Genomic DNA, 19,732 nt, shown 5'->3' with positions numbered 1-19,732 from the left:
TCCACCGATCGCACCGGACCGGTCACTGGTTGGTGGGCGCGCCGCAGCGCTGGTAGCACATGCGCAGCGAATGCTGGCAATTGTCGGTCGGCGAGAATATGCCGCCGCGATCCGGGCGGTCGAGCCCGCTCTGCGTGCGCGCGGCCACCGAGTCCATGCAGGAGTTGTTGCTGCGCTCGCACTGGGCGCGGCAGGAATCGTCGCTGCCGACACCGCCATCCAGGCGCAGCGACGGGTCTTCGACACCGCGAGCCTGCCCCTGGGCCGGGCGCGGCGTGGACGGGGCTCCCGTGGAGGTCGTGGTGGAGGCCGCCGGAGCACCGCCCACGGCGGCGCCGGACGAACGCCCCGGCGCGTCCGCGCAGGCGGCGAGCGCAACCAGGGCGAGGGCCAGCACCGGCCCCAGAATGAGTTTTGGACGGAACATCTCGGCTTTGACTCCCATTGTTCTTGCGTGACCCCGGACGTTGGCGGATGGTCCCCCGCATGGACCATGCCGCGGGCTCGGCGCCCACTATGCCGGGAACGCAAGCGATAAGGGAATGCCTCAAATGAGTCCCAACAATCCCGGCCCGTCTCCGCGCCGCCGGACCTCGACCACCATCTTCGTGGCGCTGCTGATCGGCGGCCTGTTGCTGCTCGTCGTGCGCATGCTCGCCATGCCCACCGTCAGCGCCGGCGAGGTCGTCCTGCCCCTGCTGGCCGGCATCGGCATGGCGCTGGCCATCGGCGTGATGGTCATGCGCGACCGCCGCGAGCGCAACGCCCTGCCCCCGTCGGAGCGCAACCGCCAGGACCACGGCATGCCGGATTGATTTGGCCGGCCGGATTGATTTGGCCGGATTGATTCGTGGTGGATGCGGATGACGCGCGGGGCAAGCCCCGCGCCGCTCACACGAACTTGAAGCTGAGCAATCCGCCGATGATGATGACCAGCAGAACGGTCGTCACCAGCATCAGCCGCTTCTCGATGATGTCGCGCACCTGCGGCCCATAGAAGTGCAGCAGGATCGCGATCATGTAGAATCGCGAGAATCGTGCGACGATCGAGCACAGGATGAACACCGTCAGGTCGAGGTGTGCGAATCCCGCGGTGATCGTCAGCAATTTGTAGGGTATGGGCGTGATGCCCTTGAGGATCAGGAACCAGGGGCCGAACTCGGCGAACATGTCCTGGAAGCGCTGGAACGAGTCCTGCGCGTTGTAGAAGTCGATGATCAGCCGTCCGACACTCTCGAACAGGTAGAACCCGACCGCATAGCCGAACAGCCCGCCGATCAGCGAGGCCAGTGCGCAGATGTTGGTGTAGCGCCAGAGCTTCTTGGGCTCCGCCAGACACATCGGCACCAGCATGATGTCGGGCGGCAGAGGGAAGAAGGAGCTTTCCGCGAAGGAGACGGCGGACATCCACCAGACGGCGTCCTTGCGGGCGGAGAGCTTGAGTATCCGGTTGTAGAGAGGCTTCAGCATACCGCGCGCGCGGCGCCCTCCCGAAGTGACGGAACCCGAAAACCGGAAACCCTCCCTCCGGGGGTGAACCCGAAGGGAGGGCCGGTCGGTCACCTATATCGTCGTCCGAAACCCGGTGGGCAACGGCGGCGACAAGATTTCACGATCGCTCAACCGTGGGCTCAGCCCTCGGCCTCGACCTCTTCCTTGATCTCCACCGGGCCCGAGTCCTGGCCCTTGGCGGCGACGTCGCGGTCGACCAGCTCGATCACGCCCATGGCGGCGGCGTCGCCGTAGCGGAAGCCGGCCTTCAGGACGCGGCTGTAGCCACCCTGGCGGTCCTTGTAGCGGTCGGCCAGGACGGTGAACAGCTTGGTCACCATCGCGTCGTCGCGCAGCTGCGCGAAGGCGAGACGGCGGTTGGCGAGGCCACCCCTCTTTCCGAGCGTGATCAGACGCTCGACGATCGGGCGCAGATCCTTGGCCTTCGGCAGGGTCGTCTTGATCTGCTCGTGCTTGATCAGCGCATTCGCCATGTTCGAGAACATGGCCTTGCGGTGGCTGGTGGTCTTGCTGAACTTACGTCCGGAAACGCCGTGACGCATGACGGTCCTCCTTCATGGCGTGGCCCCCCTCGGGGAGCCGGTGGTGAACCCGACCGCCCAGTTTTCGGCTGGTACGGCGCGGGGCGGGCCGGTTGGTGGCCCTGGGAACTCCCCCACCCTTGCCCCCGCTGGGCGGGGAGGCAAGGGTGGGGGTAAAACGTTCGAGACTTAGTACGGCTCTTCCAGACGCTTGGCCAGCTCTTCGATGTTCTCGGGCGGCCAGTTCGGGATTTCCATACCGAGGTGCAGACCCATCTGGGCCAGCACTTCCTTGATCTCGTTCAGCGACTTGCGGCCGAAGTTCGGCGTGCGGAGCATCTCCGCCTCGGTCTTCTGCACCAGATCGCCGATGTAGACGATGTTGTCGTTCTTGAGGCAGTTGGCCGAACGGACCGACAGCTCCAGCTCGTCCACCTTGCGGAGCAGGTTCTTGTTGAACGGAACCTCCTCGTGCTTCTCCTCGGCGACCGCGTGGGTCGGCTCCTCGAAGTTGATGAACAGCTGCAGCTGGTCCTGGAGGATGCGGGCGGCGAGCGCCACCGCGTCGTCCGGCTTCACGGCGCCGTTGGTCTCGACGACCATCGACAGGCGGTCATAGTCGGTGACCTGCCCGACGCGGGCGTTGTCGACCTTGTAGGAGATCTTGCGGACCGGCGAGAACAGCGCGTCGACCGGGATCAGACCGATCGGGGCGTCTTCCGGACGGTTCTGGCTGGCCGGGACGTAGCCCTTGCCGGTCTCGACCGTCAGTTCCATGTTCAGGCGCGCGCCGTTGTCCAGCGTGCAGATCACGAGGTCCGGGTCCATCACCTGGATGTCCGCGCCGGTCTCGATCATGCCGGCCTTCACCTCGCCGGGGCCTTCGGCGCGCAGGCGCATGCGCTTCGGGCCGTCACCGCCCATGCGCAGACCCATCGACTTGATGTTGAGGACGATGTCGGTCACGTCCTCGCGCACGCCGGGGATCGAGGAGAACTCGTGCAGCACGCCGTCGATGTGGATCGCCGTGACGGCCGCACCCTGCAGCGAGGAGAGCAGCACGCGGCGCAGCGCGTTGCCGAGCGTCAGACCGAAGCCACGCTCCAGCGGCTCGGCCACGACGGTCGCCACGCGGTCGGCGTCGTCACCGGGCTGGATGTCCAGCTTGTTCGGCTTGATCAGTTCCTGCCAGTTCTTCTGAAGAGCCACGGTATTACCTCATGCCATCGGGGTGGACACACGTCCGCGGAGACCGGCCGTTCCCATCCGATGGCGCCGCGATGGCTGCGGCGCCTGTCCCGGAACGGCGGGTCCCCGCGGGTGCGGAGTAGCGATGCTTCTTAGACGCGACGCTTCTTCGGCGGACGGACGCCGTTGTGCGGGATCGGCGTGACGTCGCGGATCGAGGTGATCTGGAAGCCGATCGACTGCAGAGCGCGCAGCGCCGACTCACGGCCCGAACCCGGACCCTTCACCTCGACCTCGAGGGTCTTCATGCCGTGCTCCTGGGCCTTGCGGCCCGCGTCCTCGGCGGCGACCTGAGCGGCGTAGGGGGTCGACTTGCGCGAACCCTTGAAGCCCATCGTGCCCGACGACGACCAGGCGATGGTGTTGCCCTGCGCGTCGGTGATGGTGATCATCGTGTTGTTGAAGGAGGCGTTCACGTGAGCGACGCCGGCGGTGATGTTCTTGCGCTCGCGACGACGAAGACGCTGCGAAGCGGCTGAGGGCTTGGCCATGGTCCGTGCGTCCTCTTACTTCTTCTTGCCGGCGATCGGCTTGGCCGGACCCTTGCGGGTGCGGGCGTTCGTGTGGGTGCGCTGGCCGCGGACCGGCAGGCCCTTGCGGTGACGCAGGCCACGGTAGCAGGCCATGTCCATCAGACGCTTGATGTTCATGGCGACCGAACGGCGCAGGTCGCCCTCGACGCGGTAGTCGGCGTCGATGGTCTCGCGGATCTTGAGGATCTCGTCGTCCGTGAGCTGGTTCACACGGCGCTCCGCCGGGATCTCCAGCTTCGTGCAGATTTCCTTGGCCTTGAAGGGGCCGATGCCATGAATGTAGGTCAACGCAATCTCCACGCGCTTCTGCGCGGGGATGTTGACGCCAGCGATACGCGCCACGCCTGCTCTCCTCGATATCTCAACGGCAGCCCTCATGGGCCGCCTACACACCGATTGATCCCCGATCCGGACGCCGGGGCCCGAAGGCCCGGAGGCAAAACACGGATACGGGACGCACAATGTCTCCCGCCGGGCCGGTTGGGCCGCGGGAGGGTGCGACTATAGAAAAAGCCGGAAATCTGTCAAGGCCGTTCTGCGGCGTTACCGTGCTTTTCCCAGGGCCCGACCATTGTGGGGAGGCGGACCGCGGTTGACAAGCCGGACGGCAGAACTTGAGATGAACGGCCCGCCCCGAACGGAACACCCCGAACGGAACATATCAGAAGGCAGACCCATGACCCGCAAAGGCATCCCCTTCCGGCGCTTCCGCCTGACCAAGATCGTCGCCACGCTGGGGCCGGCCACCGCGACGCCGGAGATGATCCGCGCGCTGTTCGAGGCGGGCGTGGACGTCTTCCGCCTCAATTTCAGCCACGGCACGCACGAGGACCACGGCCAGCGCCTCGCCACGCTGCGCGCGCTGGAGGCGGAACTGGACCATCCCATCGCGGTGATGGCCGACCTCCAGGGACCGAAACTGCGGCTGGGCACCTTCGCCGACGGCCCCATCACCGTCGAGCCGGGGCACCGCATCCGCCTCGACCTCTCCACCGAGCCGGGCGACGCGACCCGTGTCGGCCTCCCCCACCCGGAAATTTTCGCCGCGCTTGAGCCGGAGGCGGAGCTGCTGGTGGACGACGGCAAGGTCCGCCTGCGCGTCGTCGATTGCAGCCCCGACCACGCCGACTGCGTCGTGCTGTCCGGCAGCCGCCTGTCCGACCGCAAGGGCGTGAACGTTCCGGGCGTCGTCCTGCCGCTGACGCCACTCACTCCGAAGGATCACGAGGATCTGGCCTTCGCGCTCGACCAGGGTATCGACTGGGTGGCCTTGTCCTTCGTTCAGCGGCCGGAGGACGTGGCCGAGGCGCGCAAGCTGGTCGCCGGGCGGGCCGCCCTGCTGTCGAAGATGGAGAAACCGCAGGCCATCCAGCATCTGGAGCGCATCGTCGAACTGTCGGACGGCGTCATGGTCGCCCGCGGCGACCTCGGCGTCGAGATGCCGGCGGAGGACGTGCCGAGCATCCAGAAGCGGATCATCCGCGAGTCGCGCAAGGCCGGCAAGCCGGTGATCGTCGCCACCCAGATGCTCGAGTCGATGATCGGCGCCCCCGCCCCGACCCGCGCCGAGGCGTCGGACGTGGCGACCGCGGTCTATGACGGGGCCGACGCGGTGATGCTGTCGGCGGAGACCGCGGCGGGCACCTACCCCATCGAGGCGGTGTCGATGATGGACCGCATCGCCCGCCGGGTCGAGCAGGACCCGCTCTACCGCACCATCACCGACGCCCAGCACCCGGACCCGCAGCAGACCTCGACCGACGCCGTCACCGCGGCGGCGCGGCAAGTCGCCCACACCATCCAGGCCGCGGCCATCGTCACCTACACCACCAGCGGCTCGACCACGCTGCGCGCCGCCCGCGAGCGGCCGGAGGTGCCGATCATGTGCCTGACCTCCAACCTGGAAACGGCGCGGCGCCTCCAGCTCGCCTACGGGGTGCACAGCGTGCATTCCGCCGACGTCGCCGACTTCAACGAGATGGTCCAGAAGGCCGCCCGCTGCGCCTACGAGGACGGGCTGGCGGTGGAGGGGCAGCGGTTGGTCATCACCGCCGGCGTTCCCTTCGGCACCCCCGGCAACACCAACATCCTGCGCATCGCCTGGGTGGATGCGCAGTAAGGGGAAAGCCGTCAGGCCGGCGGACGCTCCGCCGGCGCGACGCGGGGAAAGCGCAGGGTGAAGGCCGCGCCGCGGCCCGGCGCGCTGTCGAGCGCGATGCGGCCCCTCAGCCGGCGGGTGGCGATGTTGTAGACGATGTTCAGCCCCAGCCCGCTGCCGCCCGTGCCGCGGCTGGTTGTGAAGAAGGGCTCGAACACCTTGCCATGGAGTTCGGACGGGATGCCGCGCCCGTCGTCGGCATAGATCAGCTCCACCTCGTCGCCCCCCACCGCGCGCGCAGTCACGCGCAGCGTCCCGTGCTGGCCCGGGGCGTAGCCGTGGATGATCGAGTTCATCACGAGGTTTGTCAGCACTTGGCTGAGCGCGCCGGGGTAGCCGTCGATCAGCAGATCCGCCGGGCAATCCACCTCCACGCCGTGGGCCGCCCGTTTGATGCGGACGCCCAGGCTGCGCAGCACCTCGTCGATGTAGTCGCGCAGATCGAAGACGCGGCGCTCCTCGCTCGCCTGATCGACGGCGATCTGCTTGAAGCTCTGGATGAGCTGGGCGGCGCGGTCGATGTTCAGAAGCATCAGGTGCGCCGCCTCCCCCGCCATGTCGAGGAAGTCGGCGAAGTCGGGCCGACGCAGCGTTCCCGCCTCGAAATCGCGCCGGATGACCCGGGTCCGTTCCGCCATCAGCGAGGCGCCGGTCAGGGCGATGCCGATGGGGGTGTTGATCTCGTGCGCCACCCCCGCCACCAGCGACCCCAGCGCCGCCATCTTCTCGGACTGGATCAGATGGGCCTGCGCCTCCTTCAGGTCGCGCAGGGCGCGCTCGGCCTCCTCCCGCGCGGCGTGGGCGCGCTCCTCCGCATGGACGCGGTCCGACACGTCGGTGTGCGAACCGACGATGCGGAACAGCTCGCCGTCCGGACCAAGAACGCGGATGGCGCGGCTCAGCATATGAACCACGGTGCCGCGCTTGTGGCGGAAGCGCAGGATGAACTGGCATTCGCCCATCGCGCCGTTGATCAGGTCGCGGGCCATCCGGGCCGACAACTCGCGATCCTCGGGCAGGATCAGCTCGGTCCAGCGGGCGGCGGTGTTGACCATCTCATCCTCGCCGTAGCCGAGCATTCCCCACCAGTAGGGCGACAGCCACAAATCCCCCGTGCGCACGTCCCATTGCCAGATCCCCTCGCGCGCCGCCCGGATCGCCAGTTCGAACAGCTCCCGGCTGGCGATGATCTCCCGCTCGGCGTTCCGCCGCTCGGTCACGTCGGTATAGGTGACGACGAATCCGCCGTCGGGCAGAGGCCGGATCAGGCATTCCAGCACATGACCGTCGGAACGGGTGCACTCCCAGGACCGCTCGTCCGGGGCGGTGCGGGCGGGAAGCGGCACCTCGAGGGCCGCGGACGGGCCGGTCCCGGACCCGGTCAGGGCGTCGGGGCACACGCTCACCGGCCCAAAGGCCACCCCCTGCCCAACCCGCCGGGCAATGGCCGCGTAGGGCGTGTGATAGCTCAGGAATTCCGGCTCCACCCCCAGCAACTCCGTGACACGCCCGTTCCAGGCGACCAGCCGAAGCCCCCGGTCGAAGGCCATCACACCCTGGCCTAGCCCGTTCAGGACCGCCCGGCTCTGGTCCCACTGGGCTTCGAGCGCCTGTTCGGTGCGCTTGCGGGCGGAGATGTCGCTGATGCAGGCGAGCATGGCCTCCTCGCCCCGGAAACGGAACCGCCGGGCGGAGACCATCGACCAGAGGTCGCTGCCGTCGGGCCGGCACAGCCGTGTCTCGAAGCCGTCCACGCCGCCCGCACCGTCGCGCAGGGCGACGAGGAGCCGCTCCCGCTCCGCCGGTTCGGTGTAGTAGGCCTTGGCGAAGCTGCGCCCGACCACGTCGTCGAGCGGCACCCCGAACAGCAGGCCGGCGGGCTGGTTGACCGCCATCACCAAGCCGTCCGACAGCCGGGTCACCACCAGGGGAACGGCGATGGCCTGCATGATCGCCCGCTCCGCCTCGCCGGCCCGGTCGCCCAGCAGGTCTTCCAGGCCGAAGAAGCCGGTGTCCTCCTGCGGGGCGCCGCCATCACCGGCAAGGGTCAACACCAATTCGCCGCCCTCGCCCTCCGCCGGAATCAGGAGTCCATGTCCTTCACCCGGCGCAGCCGCAAGCGCCACCGTCTCTCCGGCACGCAACCGGTCCGCCACCGCGGCAGCGTTCCCACGCAACGGAAGCGCCCCCAGAAGGGCGTCGAGGCTGTCCCCCGGACAACCGCCCAGCGACGCCCGGAACACGGCGTTGGCCCAGATCAGGCGCCCGTCGGCATCGAAGCGGGCAAGGCCGGCAGCGGCCATCCGCGAACACTCCCCTTCATTCCCAAAGATGACGCCCGCCGGATGAGACCGGCCAGGCGTTCCGAGTCCATCCGCTGCGAATTCATACAAAATGAATCTACACCAGTTTATCGCGGCTGCACCATGGCGCCTCCCGCATTCCTGTATGCGCACCCATGTTCTAGCCTCCGCCACCCCCCGGCCCGGAAGGACCGACCGCCGCATGTCCGAGTTTGCCGCCTACGGCGGGCTGTTCCTGACCGCGTTCCTGGCCGCAACCATCTTTCCGGCCCAGTCGGAAATCCTGCTGGTCGGCATGCACGCCACCGGCAACTACGACCATCTGGCGCTTCTGCTGTTCGCCACGACGGGCAACGTGCTGGGGTCTGTGGTCAACTGGGCGCTCGGGCGCTACCTGATGCATTTCCAGGACCGCCGCTGGTTCCCGGTTCCCGCCTCCATGGTGGCGCGGGCCACCCGCTGGTACCAACGCTTCGGGGTCTGGTCGCTGCTGCTGGCCTGGATGCCCTTCATCGGCGATCCGCTGACTCTGGTGGCCGGCATCCTGCGGGTGGACATCCGGGTTTTCCTGCTGCTGGTCACCGCGGGCAAGGCGGCCCGCTACGCGGTGCTGGTCCTGGCCGTGTGAGCGTCCTACATTCACCCCATGGACGACCAGACCGCCCTTGTGGAGGACGCACCCGTCTGCGCCTCCCCCCTGCGGCGCCGGCTGTGGCTGGCGCTGGGCTACGCCGCGGTCGGGCTGGGCATCGCGGGCACCGTGCTGCCGCTCCTGCCGACCACCCCGTTCCTTCTGCTGGCCGCGGGGGCCTTCGCCAAGAGCAGCCCCGCCCTGCGCGACCGGCTGTACCGCGACCCGCGCTTCGGCCCGCTGCTGCGCGACTGGCAATCCGAGGGGGCGATCCCCCGCAAGGCGAAGGCGGCGGCGCTGATCGGCATGAGCGTGAGCTGGGCGATCGTGGTGCTGACCGCCAGCCGCCCGCTGGTTCCCATCCTGGCCGGCACCTGCATGGCGGCGGTGGCCGTCTACATCGTCACCCGCCCCTCCCCATCCACTCCGGGAGCGGAGGATGCGGCACTCGACGGTACGGTGGCGGCGGAGGACGGAAACGTTTCCGCATTGCGAAACGAAGCTTGAGCCAATCGGCCGATGGACGTATTACAGCCGGCAATCCCGGCCGGTCACCAGCGCCGCTGAAAAATCCTTATTACCCATAGGGATTTTTCAAATCCGTTCTCGTCTTGATCCCGATCAAGAGGCGCTCGGGTCCTGTCCGCTATTGTCCGGTCTTGCGTCCCTATCCGGAGCCAAGGCAGACGATATGCCAGACGGAAGCGCTGTCACGCCGGCGAAAATCCAGTTCTTCGAAAGCCAGAAGAAGATCCACCCGAAGGCCGTCTCCGGACGCTACCGGCGCTGGAAGACCATCCTGACCTGGGTGCTTCTGGCGGTCTTCTTCATCGCCCCCTGGATTCGCTGGGAACGCGGCCCCGACGCGCCGGCCCAGGCAGTGCTGTTCGACCTGACGACGCCGCGCTTCTTCATCTTCTGGATCGAGATCTGGCCGCAGGAGATCTACTACCTCACCGGCGTGCTGATCGTGGCCGCGCTGGGGCTGTTCCTGGCGACGGCGCTGGCCGGGCGCGTGTGGTGCGGCTTCACCTGCCCGCAGACGGTGTGGACCGACCTGTTCGTCTGGATCGAGCGCGCCTTCGAAGGCGACCGGGCGGAGCGCATCCGCCTGGACAAGGCGCCCTGGACCGCGAAAAAGGTCCTGCGCAAGACCGGCAAGCACGCCGGCTGGCTGGCGCTGTCCGTCATCACCGGCTTCGGCTTCGTCGCCTTCTTCACCGACGCGCCGCGCTTGGCCGTCGATCTGCTGACCTTCAACGCGACCTATGAGGCGGCGGGCTTCTTCGCCCTGTTCGCGGGCATGACCTACGTCATGGCCGGCTGGACGCGCGAGCAGATGTGCTACTACATGTGCCCGTGGCCGCGCATCCAGACCGCCATGCTGGATGAGCACAGCCTTGTCGTCACTTACGACACGCTGCGCGGCGACACCCGCGGCCCGAAGCGCAAGTCGCAGAGCTGGGACGAGCGCCGGACCAAGGGCTTCGGCGACTGCATCGACTGCGGCCAGTGCGTGCAGGTCTGCCCGGTCGGCGTCGACATCCGCACCGGCGAGCAGGCGGACTGCATCAATTGCGGCCTGTGCGCCGACGCCTGCGACAACATCATGGTGTCGCAGGAGTTGCCAAAGGGGCTGATCCGCTTCGACAGCCTGGCCGCCCAGGACACCCGCGCCCAGGGCAAGACCTACCAGTGGCGGCTGATCCGCCCGCGCACCATCGTCTACGGCCTGCTGATGCTGGTGATCACCGGCGCCATGGCCTGGAGCTACGCGCTGCGCCCGCGGCTGGACATCGCCGTGCAGCGCGACCGCGCTCCGCTGTTCGTCACGCTGCAGGACGGCACCATCCGCAACGCCTACACCTTCAAGGTCTCCAACAAGACCCGCCAGGACCGCTCCTACACGCTGGCTGCCGCCGGCATCGCCGGCGCCGAGGTGAAGGTGGTGGGCGAGCGCGACGAGGACAGCGGCAGCGCGGTCAGCCACATTTCCGCCTCCCCGGACAGCGTGGCGACCTACCGCGTCTACGTCACGGTGCCGCGCGACTCCGTGCCGGACGCCTCCACCCCGGTCACCTTCCAATTGACCGACACCAACAACGGCGACCGGGACAGCTACAAGAGCGTGTTCCTGGCGCCGGGCAGCAAGTAAGCCTGCCGGACACTCCATAAGGACCGCCGCCCATGACCTCCGCAAAGCCCGCCCGCATCGGCATCGTCACCGTGTCCGACCGGGCCAGCCAGGGCATCTACGAGGACAAGGGCGGCCCGGCCATCCGGGAGGAGCTGACGCGCATCGTTGCCTCCCCCTGGGAGCCGGTGGCCCGCGTCATCCCCGACGACCGCGAGGGCATCGCCGCCACCCTGATCGAACTGGCTGACCGGGAGCGTTGCGACCTGATCGTCACCACCGGCGGCACCGGCCCTGCCCCGCGCGACGTGACGCCGGAGGCGACGGAGCAGGTCTGCGAAAAGATGATGCCCGGCTTCGGGGAGCTGATGCGGTCGGTCAGCCTGACCGTGGTGCCGACCGCCATCCTGTCGCGCCAAACCGCGGGAATCCGCGGCAGCAGCCTGATCGTGAATCTTCCGGGCAAGCCTTCGGCCATCCATGACTGCCTGATGGCGGTCTTCCCGGCAATTCCGTACTGCCTCGATCTGATCGGTGCGGCGCGCATCGACACTGACCCATTGGTCTGCAAGGCATTCCGCCCGAAGTCCTGAGCTTTTGCCTATACCCTTTTTGCGCGTGTGGAGAGGGATACCATACGCATGGCCATGTTGCCTTGCGGGAACCCGTGCTCACCTTTTTCGTTCGAGGGGAGCGGGGTCCCCGATCAAGGTGAGCCAGCCATGCTGTTTGATTTCGAGCCTTCGGGCATCAACGACACCTATCTGCGCCTGACCCGGCGCGGTGTTTCCTGCATCGTCGCTCCGGCCGGGGCGTGGAACGGGTTGCTTCGGGTCAACTACATCGTCGCCGGGTCGCCCGGCGGCGCCGATCCGCACATGATCTACCGCTGCCTGGACATCGGATGGGATGACGGGCGCTTCTGCTGGAAGGGCCGCGCCGCCCCGGTGATGACCACCTCGGCCATGGTGGACATCCTTCAGGAACGCGGGCTCGTCACCAGCGGCGAGGCCGAGCGGCTTCTCTTCGGCATCAACAGCCCGGCGTCGGGCGGGTCGTCGGACGAGGCGCTGATCGCCCGCGCCATGCTTCTGGGCTGCACCTTCTCGCCGATCTACGAGGATACGCCGCTGAGCAGCGGCCCGCCGCGCGTGGGCGGTTTCGCCCTGCGCACCCTGGCCGATCCCGGCGCTTTCGTGCTGACCGCCCGCGACGGCCTTCCCGTGCTGGACGCGCCCGCCCGCGACGCGCTGAAACGCCTGATGGCCGAAAACGGCATCACGGTCTGACCGCGGCTTTTTCTCCGCGGCTTTTTCTCCAACGTGCCAGATTTTGGTTTGGAGGGTTTCTGTTTGACGGCGGTCAAAGAAGGGTGACCGCCCCCGGCGCAGTGTGACGGCATGACCGATGCCTCCAACGCGCGGGGAACGCCATGACCAGTTCCGTTGCCGACCAGCCGGACCGCCCTCCGGTCCCCCTGATTTTCGCTTATGGATTCCGGCCCTTCTTCCTGCTCTCCGGCCTTGCCGCGCCCGTCCTGCTAGCCGCCTGGATCGCCGTGCTGGCGACCGGATCCTGGCCGGACGGCGCCGTCCCGGCGACCTCCTGGCACGCGCACGAGATGCTGTTCGCCTTCGTGGTCGCCGCGGTGGCCGGCTTCCTGTTGACCGCGGTGCCGAGTTGGACGGGGACCAAGGCGCTGTCCGGCCTGCCGCTCGCCGGCCTGACGGCGCTGTGGCTGGCCGGGCGGGTGGCGCTGCTGCCCTTCATCGGCGTGCCGCTGCCGGTTGCGGCCATCCTCGACCTCGCCTTCCTGCCGGCGCTCGGCATCGCGCTGGCCGGGCCGCTGGTGGCGGCGGGCAAGATCCGCAACACCGCCTTCCTCGCGCTGCTAGGCCTGCTGACCGTTGCCAACCTGCTGTTCCATCTGGACTGGCTGGGCGTGCTGTCCGGCGGCACCGCGCTGGGTGAGACGCTGGCCATCGGCATCGTGCTGATGATGATCGCGGTGATCGGCGGGCGCATCGTCCCGGCCTTCACCCGCAACGCCCTGCGGCTGCGCGGGCTGGACGGCACCGTCGTCTCCCGCCCCTGGGTGGAGAAGGTGACGCTCGTCTCGACCCTGCTGATGATACCCGCTGACCTCGCTCTGCCGGGCACCGCCGTCGCCGGTCTGCTGGCGCTCGTCGCGGCGCTCGCCCACGCCCTGCGGCTGACGGGCTGGCAGCCGGCGAAGACGCTCGACCAGCCGATCCTGTGGGTGCTGCATCTCGGCTACGCCTGGGTGCCGGCGGCCCTGGCGCTGAAGGCCGCGCATCTTCTGGGGGCGGGCGTGGAAAGCTCCGCCTGGGTCCATGCCCTGACGGCGGGGGCCTTCGCCACGATGATCCTGGCCGTCATGACGCGGGCCACGCTCGGCCACACCGGGCGGATGCTGGTGGTGACCCGCCCGACCGTGACCGGCTACATCCTGCTGACCGCCGCAGCGCTGCTGCGGGTGCTGGCGCCCGAACTGCCGGGCGACCTCTACTGGACCGCCCTGGAGGGCGCGGGTGCAGCCTGGATCGCGGCCTTCGCCTGCTACCTTTACGTCTACGCCCCCATCCTGCTCGCCCCGCGGGCCGACGGCCGCCCCGGCTGAGGTCCACCGGGCTGAAGAAGGCCCATGGCGCGTGGGCTGCGTTTCCCGATGAGGCTGGTGGCGAAGCGGCGCTGGAGGTCTTCCGGATCACGGAAGATCTCCGCGCAGCCGGCCTTGCGCAGATCCTGCTCCGCGAAGCCGCCGCACAGAACACCCACCACGGTCAGCCCGGCCCGGCCCGCGGCCTTGGCGTCCCAGGGGCTGTCGCCGACCACCACGGCCTCCGCCGCCGGTAGGCCCAGCCTTTCCAAAGCCGCTTCGAAGATGTCCGGATGCGGCTTCGACCGCTCCGCGTCGTCGGACGAGGTTTCCACGTCCACCAAGTCCTCGATCTCCGCCGCGCGCTTGTAGCGCTCCAGTTCGTCCCCCTTGGCGGAGGAGGCGAGCGCAATGCGCAGACCCTCGGCGTGGAGATGCTGGAACAGGCCGCGCACCCGGCGGAAGCCGCGGACCTTCGGCATGTATTTGCGGGCGAACAGCTCGTGCCGGAAATGGTCCAGCTCGTCCTCGATACGGTCCAGATCCTTCTCCGGCACGAAGACCGGCATCAACTGGTCCCCACCCTTGCCGATCTGGGAGCGCACCGCGTCGAACTCCGCGTGGTAGCCGAAATGCCGGATCGCCTCCACCCAGGCGTGGGCGTGCAGATCCACCGAGTCGACCAATGTGCCGTCCACGTCGAAAATGACGGCCTTCAGAACGCCGCTCATCGCCGCCTCCTCACCATGGGTTGCCCGTGTCTTTGGGGGTATTCCTTCTCGAACAGGTGGCGCGGTCCGGCGTTCCTTGGCGCGGTGTGCGGTGCGATAGAATTTGTCACATGGACCCGTCATAGCTGTGATCCGTTCACCCCCTACACAGATTGGGAAGAACGGACATGCCCAAGACGTTGAAGAGCTACGCCGCCCTCTTCGGTCGCGCCCGCTACGCCGTAAAGCGTTTCAGCCGCCGCCGCACCCGCCGCGTGCCGATGGAACATCTCGACCTCGGCCTGTTCCAGAGCGACATCCGGCTGTAGCCCCCTCTTAAGGATAGGCCCCACCGACCGGAGGCGCTCCCTTCGCGCCCCGCGATCACGCTCCGCCATAGGACTGCCCCTCCGTCCTAGGCGGGCAAGCTGAATGTTTCCGCCAGAACCGTCGCGCTATCGTCGCGCGGTCCATCCAGCGGAGCCTCAGCCCCCATGACCGCAAGTTTCGAGTCCGCAAGTTTCGAGGAACAGTATTTCTCCGGCGCCGCCCTCTACGGCGACGACTTCGACGCAGCCCGGATCGCCGACTGGTACGGGGTCGATGCGCGGGACCCGGCGGAGGACTTCGCGCGCACGGCGCCCGACCGGCCCGGCTACCGCTACGAATACCACGCGCTGAATCACCGCCACGCCTTCCGCTTCCTGGCCGGGCGGCGCTTCCGGCAGGCGCTGGCCTTCGGCTGCGCCGCGGGGGACGACGTGGCGCCGATTGCCGGGCAGGTGGACCGCTTCCTGGCCGTGGAGCCCATCGAGCGCTTCTGGCGGACCGACATCGCCGGTACCCCCGCCGAGTACCGCCGCCCCACGCTGGGCGGGCGCATCGACTGCGCGGACGGGGCGAACGACCTGACCGTCTGCCTGCACACGCTGCACCACATCCCGAACGCCGGCGCCCTGCTGGCCGAGTTCGCCCGCGTCACCGCCCCCGGCGGTCTGTTCATCCTGCGCGAGCCGATCAGCACCATGGGCGACTGGCGGCGGCCCCGCCGCGGCCTGACCGCGAACGAGCGCGGCTTCCCCGTCCAGTGGCTGGAGGAGCGCTTCGCCCGGCTGGGCTTCACGGTGCGGCAGCGCCGCTTCTGCTCCTTCCCGCTGACCGAACGGCTGGGGCCGCTGATGGGCGTTTCCCTGCCCTACGGCAACCCGCTGCTGGTGCGGCTGGACGAGGCGGCCTGCGCACTGACGCGGTGGAACATCGCCTACCACCGCGACTCGGTCCGCAAGAAGTTCGCCCCCGGCGCCGTCTATTACGTGCTGGAGCGCAACGTCGTCACGACGACAACGCCAAAGCGTCCGTGAAGGTCGCCGCGTCGACGTTGCCGCCGCTCAGCACCACGGCGACGGTGCGGCCCGCCGCCGGCAGCTTGCCCGTCAGCACGGCGGCCAGCCCGACCGCCCCGCCCGGCTCGACCACCAGCTTCAGCACGGTGAAGGCGTAGGCCATGGCGGCCTTCACCTCGGCGTCGGTGACGGCGAGGCTGCCGGACAGCAGGTCCTTCATCACCGGGAAGGTCAGGGCACCCGGCGTTGGGGTCAGCAGCGCGTCGCAGATGGAGCGCTGCCCGGCGGCGTTCTCCACCCGCTCCCCGGCGGCCAGCGAGCGCGCCACGTCGTCGAAGCCCGCCGGCTCCGCCGCCCACAGGCGGGCGTCGGGGAAGGTGTGGCAGACCGCCGTCGCGACCCCGGACATCAGCCCCCCGCCGCTGCACGGCGCGATCACGTCATCGGGAACCGCGCCGATGGCCTGCGCCTGCGCGGCGATCTCCAGTCCCACCGTGCCCTGCCCGGCCATGATCTGCGGGTGGTCGTAGGGCGGCACGGTGGCCGCACCCCGCTCCTCCGCGATGGCCGTGGCGATGCCTTCGCGGCTTTCGGTCCAGCGGTCATAGAGCACCACCTCGGCGCCGTAGCCGCGGGTGTTGGCGATCTTCAAGGCCGGGGCATCGCTGGGCATGACGATGACCGCCGGCATGCCGAGCAGCGCCGCCGCCGCCGCGACGCCCTGGGCGTGGTTGCCCGACGACCAGGCGACCACCCCGCCCCGGCGCTCCTCCGGCGTCAGTTGGGACAGGCGGTTGAAGGCGCCGCGGAACTTGAAGGAGCCGCTGCGCTGCAGAACCTCCGGCTTCAGCAGGACGCGCCCGCCGACCCGCTCGTTCAGCAGGGCGTTCTCCAGCAGCGGCGTGCGCACGGCGAAGCCGTCCAAACGCGCCGCGGCCTCCACGATGTCCTGGTGGCCGATGGCAAAGGAATTCGACGCGGGCATGGCTCAGCGGCCTCCGGAGACGTTGAGAAGGGCGCCGGTCACGTAGGACGCGGCGTCGGACAGCAGCCACAGCACGGTTTCGGCCACCTCGTCCGCCGTCCCGGCGCGCCCGGCGGGCGGGATCAGGGCGGGGTTGTCGAGCCGGTTGCCGATGCCGGGGATGATCTGGATGTCGGTGTCGATCAGGCCGGGCCGCACGCAGTTCACGCGGATGCCCTCCTTCGCGACCTCGCGGGCGAGGCCGACGGTGAGGCTGTCCACCGCGCCCTTGCTGGCCGCGTAGCCCACATACTCGTTGGGAGACCCCAGCACGGCGGCGATGGAGCCGACATTAACGATGCTTCCCCCCTTCCCGCCGTGGCGGGTGGACATGCGACGCACCGCCTCCCGCGCGCACAAGACTGCGCCGGTCACGTTGATGTCCAGCATGCGGCGCAGGTCGTCCGGTGCGGCCTCGTCGAGCCGTCCGTAGGGGCCGATGATGCCGGCGTTGTTGACCAGCCCGGCGGTGGGGCCGAAACGGTCCTCCGCCGCGTCGAACAGGGCGCGGATGTCGTCCTCGCGGGCGGCGTCGCCCTTCACCGCCTGGGCCTGCCCGCCGGCCTTGCGGATCGCCGCCAGCGTGGCCTCCGCCGCCGCGGCGTTGCCGATGTAGGAGAAGGTCACAGCGTAGCCGCGCTGCGCGGCCATGCGGGCGACCGCCGCCCCGATGCCCCGGCCGCCCCCGGTGACGACCAGGGATTTGTGTGTCGATGACATGATTTGTCAGCTCTCCTGAGGGTTGCCGGCCAGCCGGTCGAAGATCCGGACGAGCGCGCCGTCGCCCTCGCGCCCCATTCCCACCGCGGCGGCCATGGTGAAGAGTTGCAGGGCGGAGGCGGCCAGCGGGGTCGGCACGGCCAGCCTCCGCGCGGCGTCCATCACATGGCCCAGGTCCGCCCCGACGATGCCCAGCGGCCGTTGCGACGGGATGTGGAAGGGACCGGCGGCGAGGATCTCGGCCAGCCGCTGTGGGTCGACCCCGGCGCGGACACCGAAGGCCGTGGCCTCCGCCACCGCGGCGGCGTGGATTCCGGTCAGCATCTGCTCCACGGCCTTCACGGCGGAGCCCTGCCCGTGCTCGGTGCCGACGCGGTGCAGCGTGCCCGACGCGGCGGCGATCAGGTCTTCGGCCCGCGCGAAGGCGTCCTCGGGGCCGGAGGCCATCACCACCATGCGGCCCTCCGCCGCCCGCACCGGGCCGCCTCCGACCGGCGCGTCCAGCATCAGCAGGTCTCGTTCGGCAAGGCGGCGCCCGACGGCGGCGGCCATGTCCGGCGGGACGCTGGTGGACAGAACGACCACGCCGCCCTTCGGCAGGGTGCCGGCCACGCCCTCGACGCCGAACAGCACCTCCTCCGCCTGCTCCGCCGTGGCGACCAGGACGATGACGCGGTCCACCCGGCGCCCGACGTCGGCGGGCGATCCCGCGGCCTCGCCGCCATGGGTGACGAGGCTCATGCATTTGGCGGCGTCGAGGTCGCAGCCGACGACCCGGAAGCCGGCGCGGAGCAGCGACAACGCCACCCCCATGCCCATGGAGCCGAGCCCGACGACGCCCGCGCTGCGGGCCGGTTCCAACGTGTCGCTCATCATCCCCCCTGCGGCTTCGCCCGCCTCTCATGGCCCTCAGCCGAGGCCGTTGCGTCGGAGTGTCGGGGGTGGGACGGGGACCGTCAAGCCGTTGTGCGCTTCCGCGACGGACGGGCCGGCGCTCAGCCGACCTGCGCGTGCGGAGCCGCCAGGTGGGCGATGCCCTCCAGATAGCGCCCACCGTCGTAGAGCAGCCCCAGCGGCTGGTAGCGTTCCAGCTTGTCCGTACCGGTCAGGTGCAGCAGATCGATCGGCGTGTGGGGGTAGACGGGCGAGCGCCACAGCCCATCCCCTCCACGCACGGGCGCGGCCATGCTGCACATCCAGTTGGCCGTCGCCGGCAGCAGCAGCGTGGTCCGCACCTGGAACATCACGATGTTCAGGACGATCTGCTCGCACAGGAAGTGGAAGGTGGTCCGCGTCGCGTCGCGCAGGCTGTCCCGGAACAGGTCCCAATGGGGCGCGTCATGGTGAAGCCCGTAGAAGCCCAGATTGTAATAGGGCAGCGAACCGGCCAGCGCGGCGACCTCCTCCCCGAAGAAGCGGGTGATGAGCTTGGTGCGCTCCGCCACGGCATGGGCGTTGGCGGTGTGCGACGCCAGGAAAGGATAAGCCGCGTCGGCCTCGGGGACGATCACGGCGCGCCCGCCGCGCACGCCCTCGACGGCGGCGTCCAGCGCGGCGGAATTCTGAACCCAGACGTCGGCGTCCAAATGCAGGTAGCACTGGAAACCGGGGAAATAGTCGCGCAGGAACGGGCGGCAGAGCATCGCCTTCCAGAAGGGGATCTGCCGGTCCAGCTGGGTTACGAGCTGCGGGTGCGGCCAGACCACCAGATCGTCCCGCACCGGCGCGATGCGGTCGCAGAGCGGCGCCACATGATCGCGCTGCGCGGCGGTAAGCCCGACATCGATCAGGCAGACCCGGTAGCGCCGGCGGTCCAGCGGGCGCAGCGACAGCAGAAGCCCGACCAGAAGCTCGAACACACCATGATCGGCGCAGACCACGACAGCGGTCTCGGCCTCGAACGGCAAGGTTTCCATGGAACGCGCCGACGTCAGTTGCACCCGGCGCACCATAGCGATGGCGGTGCGCGAAGACCAGAACCGGAACGCCAAACATCAGGGCGCCAAAGTTACGCCCTGATCCGCTTCGGCACGCGCAACAGCACCCACAACACCAGAAGATGCGCGCCCATCCAGGCCAGCGCCGCCGCAGGCATCAGCAGGTCCGGCGCCGTGCTGGCCGCGGCGACGCGCAGCGCGGCGGACAGGCCGACCAGAGCGATGGCGGCGGTGGCGGGCCGGGAGAAGTCCGGCGGCAGCGCCTCCCGCTGCAGGGTCGCGCGCACCATCATGGAGGCTGTCTCTTATACACATCTCCGAGCCCACGAGACTATAAC

At 69.1% G+C, this 19,732-nt stretch carries 23 protein-coding genes; 10 read left to right on the top strand and 13 right to left on the bottom strand.

What is annotated here, in order from left to right:
• Positions 1 to 22: 22 nt before the first annotated feature.
• Positions 23 to 427 carry a hypothetical protein gene (locus Q4I23_RS08565; RefSeq protein ID WP_183180702.1) on the bottom strand — a complete coding sequence of 135 codons (405 nt, stop codon included), beginning with the start codon at positions 425 to 427 and terminating at the stop codon, positions 23 to 25.
• A gap of 124 nt (positions 428 to 551) precedes the next feature.
• Between Q4I23_RS08565 and Q4I23_RS08560 the strand changes: the two genes are divergently transcribed.
• Positions 552 to 815 (top strand): hypothetical protein, encoded by a 264-nt coding sequence (locus Q4I23_RS08560; protein WP_183180701.1) that lies wholly within the window; start codon positions 552 to 554, stop codon positions 813 to 815.
• A 76-nt stretch (positions 816 to 891) separates the two neighbouring features.
• On the opposite strand, the gene Q4I23_RS08555 is transcribed toward Q4I23_RS08560, so the two are convergent.
• The 5 genes from Q4I23_RS08555 to rpsM all read right to left on the bottom strand — a co-directional run bounded on the left by Q4I23_RS08555 (position 892) and on the right by rpsM (position 4,156).
• A complete protein-coding gene (locus tag Q4I23_RS08555) occupies positions 892 to 1,470 on the bottom strand; it encodes a YqaA family protein (RefSeq protein WP_183180700.1) in 579 nt (192 codons plus the stop codon).
• 161 nt (positions 1,471 to 1,631) lie between these two features.
• A complete protein-coding gene (rplQ, locus tag Q4I23_RS08550; RefSeq protein WP_183180699.1) occupies positions 1,632 to 2,054 on the bottom strand; it encodes a 50S ribosomal protein L17 in 423 nt (140 codons plus the stop codon).
• A 168-nt stretch (positions 2,055 to 2,222) separates the two neighbouring features.
• A complete protein-coding gene (locus Q4I23_RS08545; protein WP_094304322.1) occupies positions 2,223 to 3,242 on the bottom strand; it encodes a DNA-directed RNA polymerase subunit alpha in 1,020 nt (339 codons plus the stop codon).
• A 131-nt stretch (positions 3,243 to 3,373) separates the two neighbouring features.
• A complete protein-coding gene (gene rpsK / locus Q4I23_RS08540) occupies positions 3,374 to 3,772 on the bottom strand; it encodes a 30S ribosomal protein S11 (RefSeq protein ID WP_012974490.1) in 399 nt (132 codons plus the stop codon).
• A 15-nt stretch (positions 3,773 to 3,787) separates the two neighbouring features.
• On the bottom strand, positions 3,788 to 4,156 hold the full coding sequence (gene rpsM / locus Q4I23_RS08535; RefSeq protein WP_014240054.1) for a 30S ribosomal protein S13: 369 nt from the start codon (positions 4,154 to 4,156) through the stop codon (positions 3,788 to 3,790).
• 334 nt (positions 4,157 to 4,490) lie between these two features.
• Here rpsM and pyk point away from each other — a divergent pair, with 334 nt between their 5' ends.
• Positions 4,491 to 5,933: a pyruvate kinase gene (gene pyk / locus Q4I23_RS08530; RefSeq protein ID WP_498525929.1), complete on the top strand. Its 1,443-nt coding sequence runs from the start codon at positions 4,491 to 4,493 to the stop codon at positions 5,931 to 5,933.
• Between the two features lie 11 nt (positions 5,934 to 5,944).
• Here pyk and Q4I23_RS08525 read toward each other — a convergent pair whose 3' ends face one another.
• Positions 5,945 to 8,275: a PAS domain S-box protein gene (locus Q4I23_RS08525; RefSeq protein ID WP_498525928.1), complete on the bottom strand. Its 2,331-nt coding sequence runs from the start codon at positions 8,273 to 8,275 to the stop codon at positions 5,945 to 5,947.
• A 202-nt stretch (positions 8,276 to 8,477) separates the two neighbouring features.
• Here Q4I23_RS08525 and Q4I23_RS08520 point away from each other — a divergent pair, with 202 nt between their 5' ends.
• From Q4I23_RS08520 to Q4I23_RS08495, 6 genes are all read left to right on the top strand, one after another.
• Positions 8,478 to 8,903 carry a YqaA family protein gene (locus Q4I23_RS08520; RefSeq protein ID WP_498525927.1) on the top strand — a complete coding sequence of 142 codons (426 nt, stop codon included), beginning with the start codon at positions 8,478 to 8,480 and terminating at the stop codon, positions 8,901 to 8,903.
• Positions 8,904 to 8,921: 18 nt separating this feature from the next.
• Positions 8,922 to 9,413 carry a YbaN family protein gene (locus tag Q4I23_RS08515; RefSeq protein WP_498525926.1) on the top strand — a complete coding sequence of 164 codons (492 nt, stop codon included), beginning with the start codon at positions 8,922 to 8,924 and terminating at the stop codon, positions 9,411 to 9,413.
• 184 nt (positions 9,414 to 9,597) lie between these two features.
• Entirely contained in the window at positions 9,598 to 11,061 is a 1,464-nt protein-coding gene (ccoG, locus tag Q4I23_RS08510) for a cytochrome c oxidase accessory protein CcoG (RefSeq protein WP_035672844.1), read from the top strand.
• A gap of 32 nt (positions 11,062 to 11,093) precedes the next feature.
• Positions 11,094 to 11,633, top strand: coding sequence for a molybdopterin adenylyltransferase (gene mog / locus Q4I23_RS08505; RefSeq protein ID WP_014240048.1), 540 nt, complete (start codon positions 11,094 to 11,096; stop codon positions 11,631 to 11,633).
• A gap of 129 nt (positions 11,634 to 11,762) precedes the next feature.
• Positions 11,763 to 12,329 carry a hypothetical protein gene (locus tag Q4I23_RS08500; RefSeq protein ID WP_174450600.1) on the top strand — a complete coding sequence of 189 codons (567 nt, stop codon included), beginning with the start codon at positions 11,763 to 11,765 and terminating at the stop codon, positions 12,327 to 12,329.
• 143 nt (positions 12,330 to 12,472) lie between these two features.
• Positions 12,473 to 13,681 (top strand): NnrS family protein, encoded by a 1,209-nt coding sequence (locus Q4I23_RS08495; protein ID WP_498525925.1) that lies wholly within the window; start codon positions 12,473 to 12,475, stop codon positions 13,679 to 13,681.
• On the opposite strand, the gene Q4I23_RS08490 is transcribed toward Q4I23_RS08495, so the two are convergent.
• Positions 13,633 to 14,391: an HAD family hydrolase gene (locus Q4I23_RS08490; RefSeq protein ID WP_237903856.1), complete on the bottom strand. Its 759-nt coding sequence runs from the start codon at positions 14,389 to 14,391 to the stop codon at positions 13,633 to 13,635. The two genes, Q4I23_RS08495 and Q4I23_RS08490, sit on opposite strands and share 49 nt — an antisense overlap.
• 167 nt (positions 14,392 to 14,558) lie before the next feature.
• Between Q4I23_RS08490 and Q4I23_RS08485 the strand changes: the two genes are divergently transcribed.
• Both Q4I23_RS08485 and Q4I23_RS08480 read left to right on the top strand, forming a co-directional pair.
• The gene (locus Q4I23_RS08485) at positions 14,559 to 14,699 is read left to right on the top strand and encodes a hypothetical protein (protein WP_498525924.1); all 141 of its coding nucleotides are present in this window, start codon (positions 14,559 to 14,561) and stop codon (positions 14,697 to 14,699) included.
• 165 nt (positions 14,700 to 14,864) lie between these two features.
• Positions 14,865 to 15,731: a class I SAM-dependent methyltransferase gene (locus Q4I23_RS08480; RefSeq protein WP_498525923.1), complete on the top strand. Its 867-nt coding sequence runs from the start codon at positions 14,865 to 14,867 to the stop codon at positions 15,729 to 15,731.
• On the opposite strand, the gene Q4I23_RS08475 is transcribed toward Q4I23_RS08480, so the two are convergent.
• The 5 genes from Q4I23_RS08475 to Q4I23_RS08455 form a co-directional block, all read right to left on the bottom strand.
• Positions 15,703 to 16,698 (bottom strand): threonine ammonia-lyase, encoded by a 996-nt coding sequence (locus tag Q4I23_RS08475; protein ID WP_498525922.1) that lies wholly within the window; start codon positions 16,696 to 16,698, stop codon positions 15,703 to 15,705. The two genes, Q4I23_RS08480 and Q4I23_RS08475, sit on opposite strands and share 29 nt — an antisense overlap.
• A 3-nt stretch (positions 16,699 to 16,701) precedes the next feature.
• Positions 16,702 to 17,457 carry an SDR family oxidoreductase gene (locus tag Q4I23_RS08470; protein WP_498525921.1) on the bottom strand — a complete coding sequence of 252 codons (756 nt, stop codon included), beginning with the start codon at positions 17,455 to 17,457 and terminating at the stop codon, positions 16,702 to 16,704.
• Between the two features lie 6 nt (positions 17,458 to 17,463).
• A complete protein-coding gene (locus Q4I23_RS08465) occupies positions 17,464 to 18,330 on the bottom strand; it encodes an NAD(P)-dependent oxidoreductase (protein WP_498525920.1) in 867 nt (288 codons plus the stop codon).
• A gap of 122 nt (positions 18,331 to 18,452) precedes the next feature.
• Complete coding sequence (locus tag Q4I23_RS08460; RefSeq protein WP_498525919.1) at positions 18,453 to 19,373, bottom strand: hypothetical protein; 921 nt, start codon at positions 19,371 to 19,373, stop codon at positions 18,453 to 18,455.
• Between the two features lie 92 nt (positions 19,374 to 19,465).
• On the bottom strand, positions 19,466 to 19,687 hold the full coding sequence (locus tag Q4I23_RS08455; protein ID WP_498525918.1) for an NnrS family protein: 222 nt from the start codon (positions 19,685 to 19,687) through the stop codon (positions 19,466 to 19,468).
• Positions 19,688 to 19,732: the final 45 nt, after the last annotated feature.

The organism is Azospirillum sp. UFLA03-27, assembly GCF_059803775.1.
The sequence above is the reverse complement of the archived record's forward strand: the minus strand, read 5'-3'. Positions and strand labels throughout refer to the sequence as shown.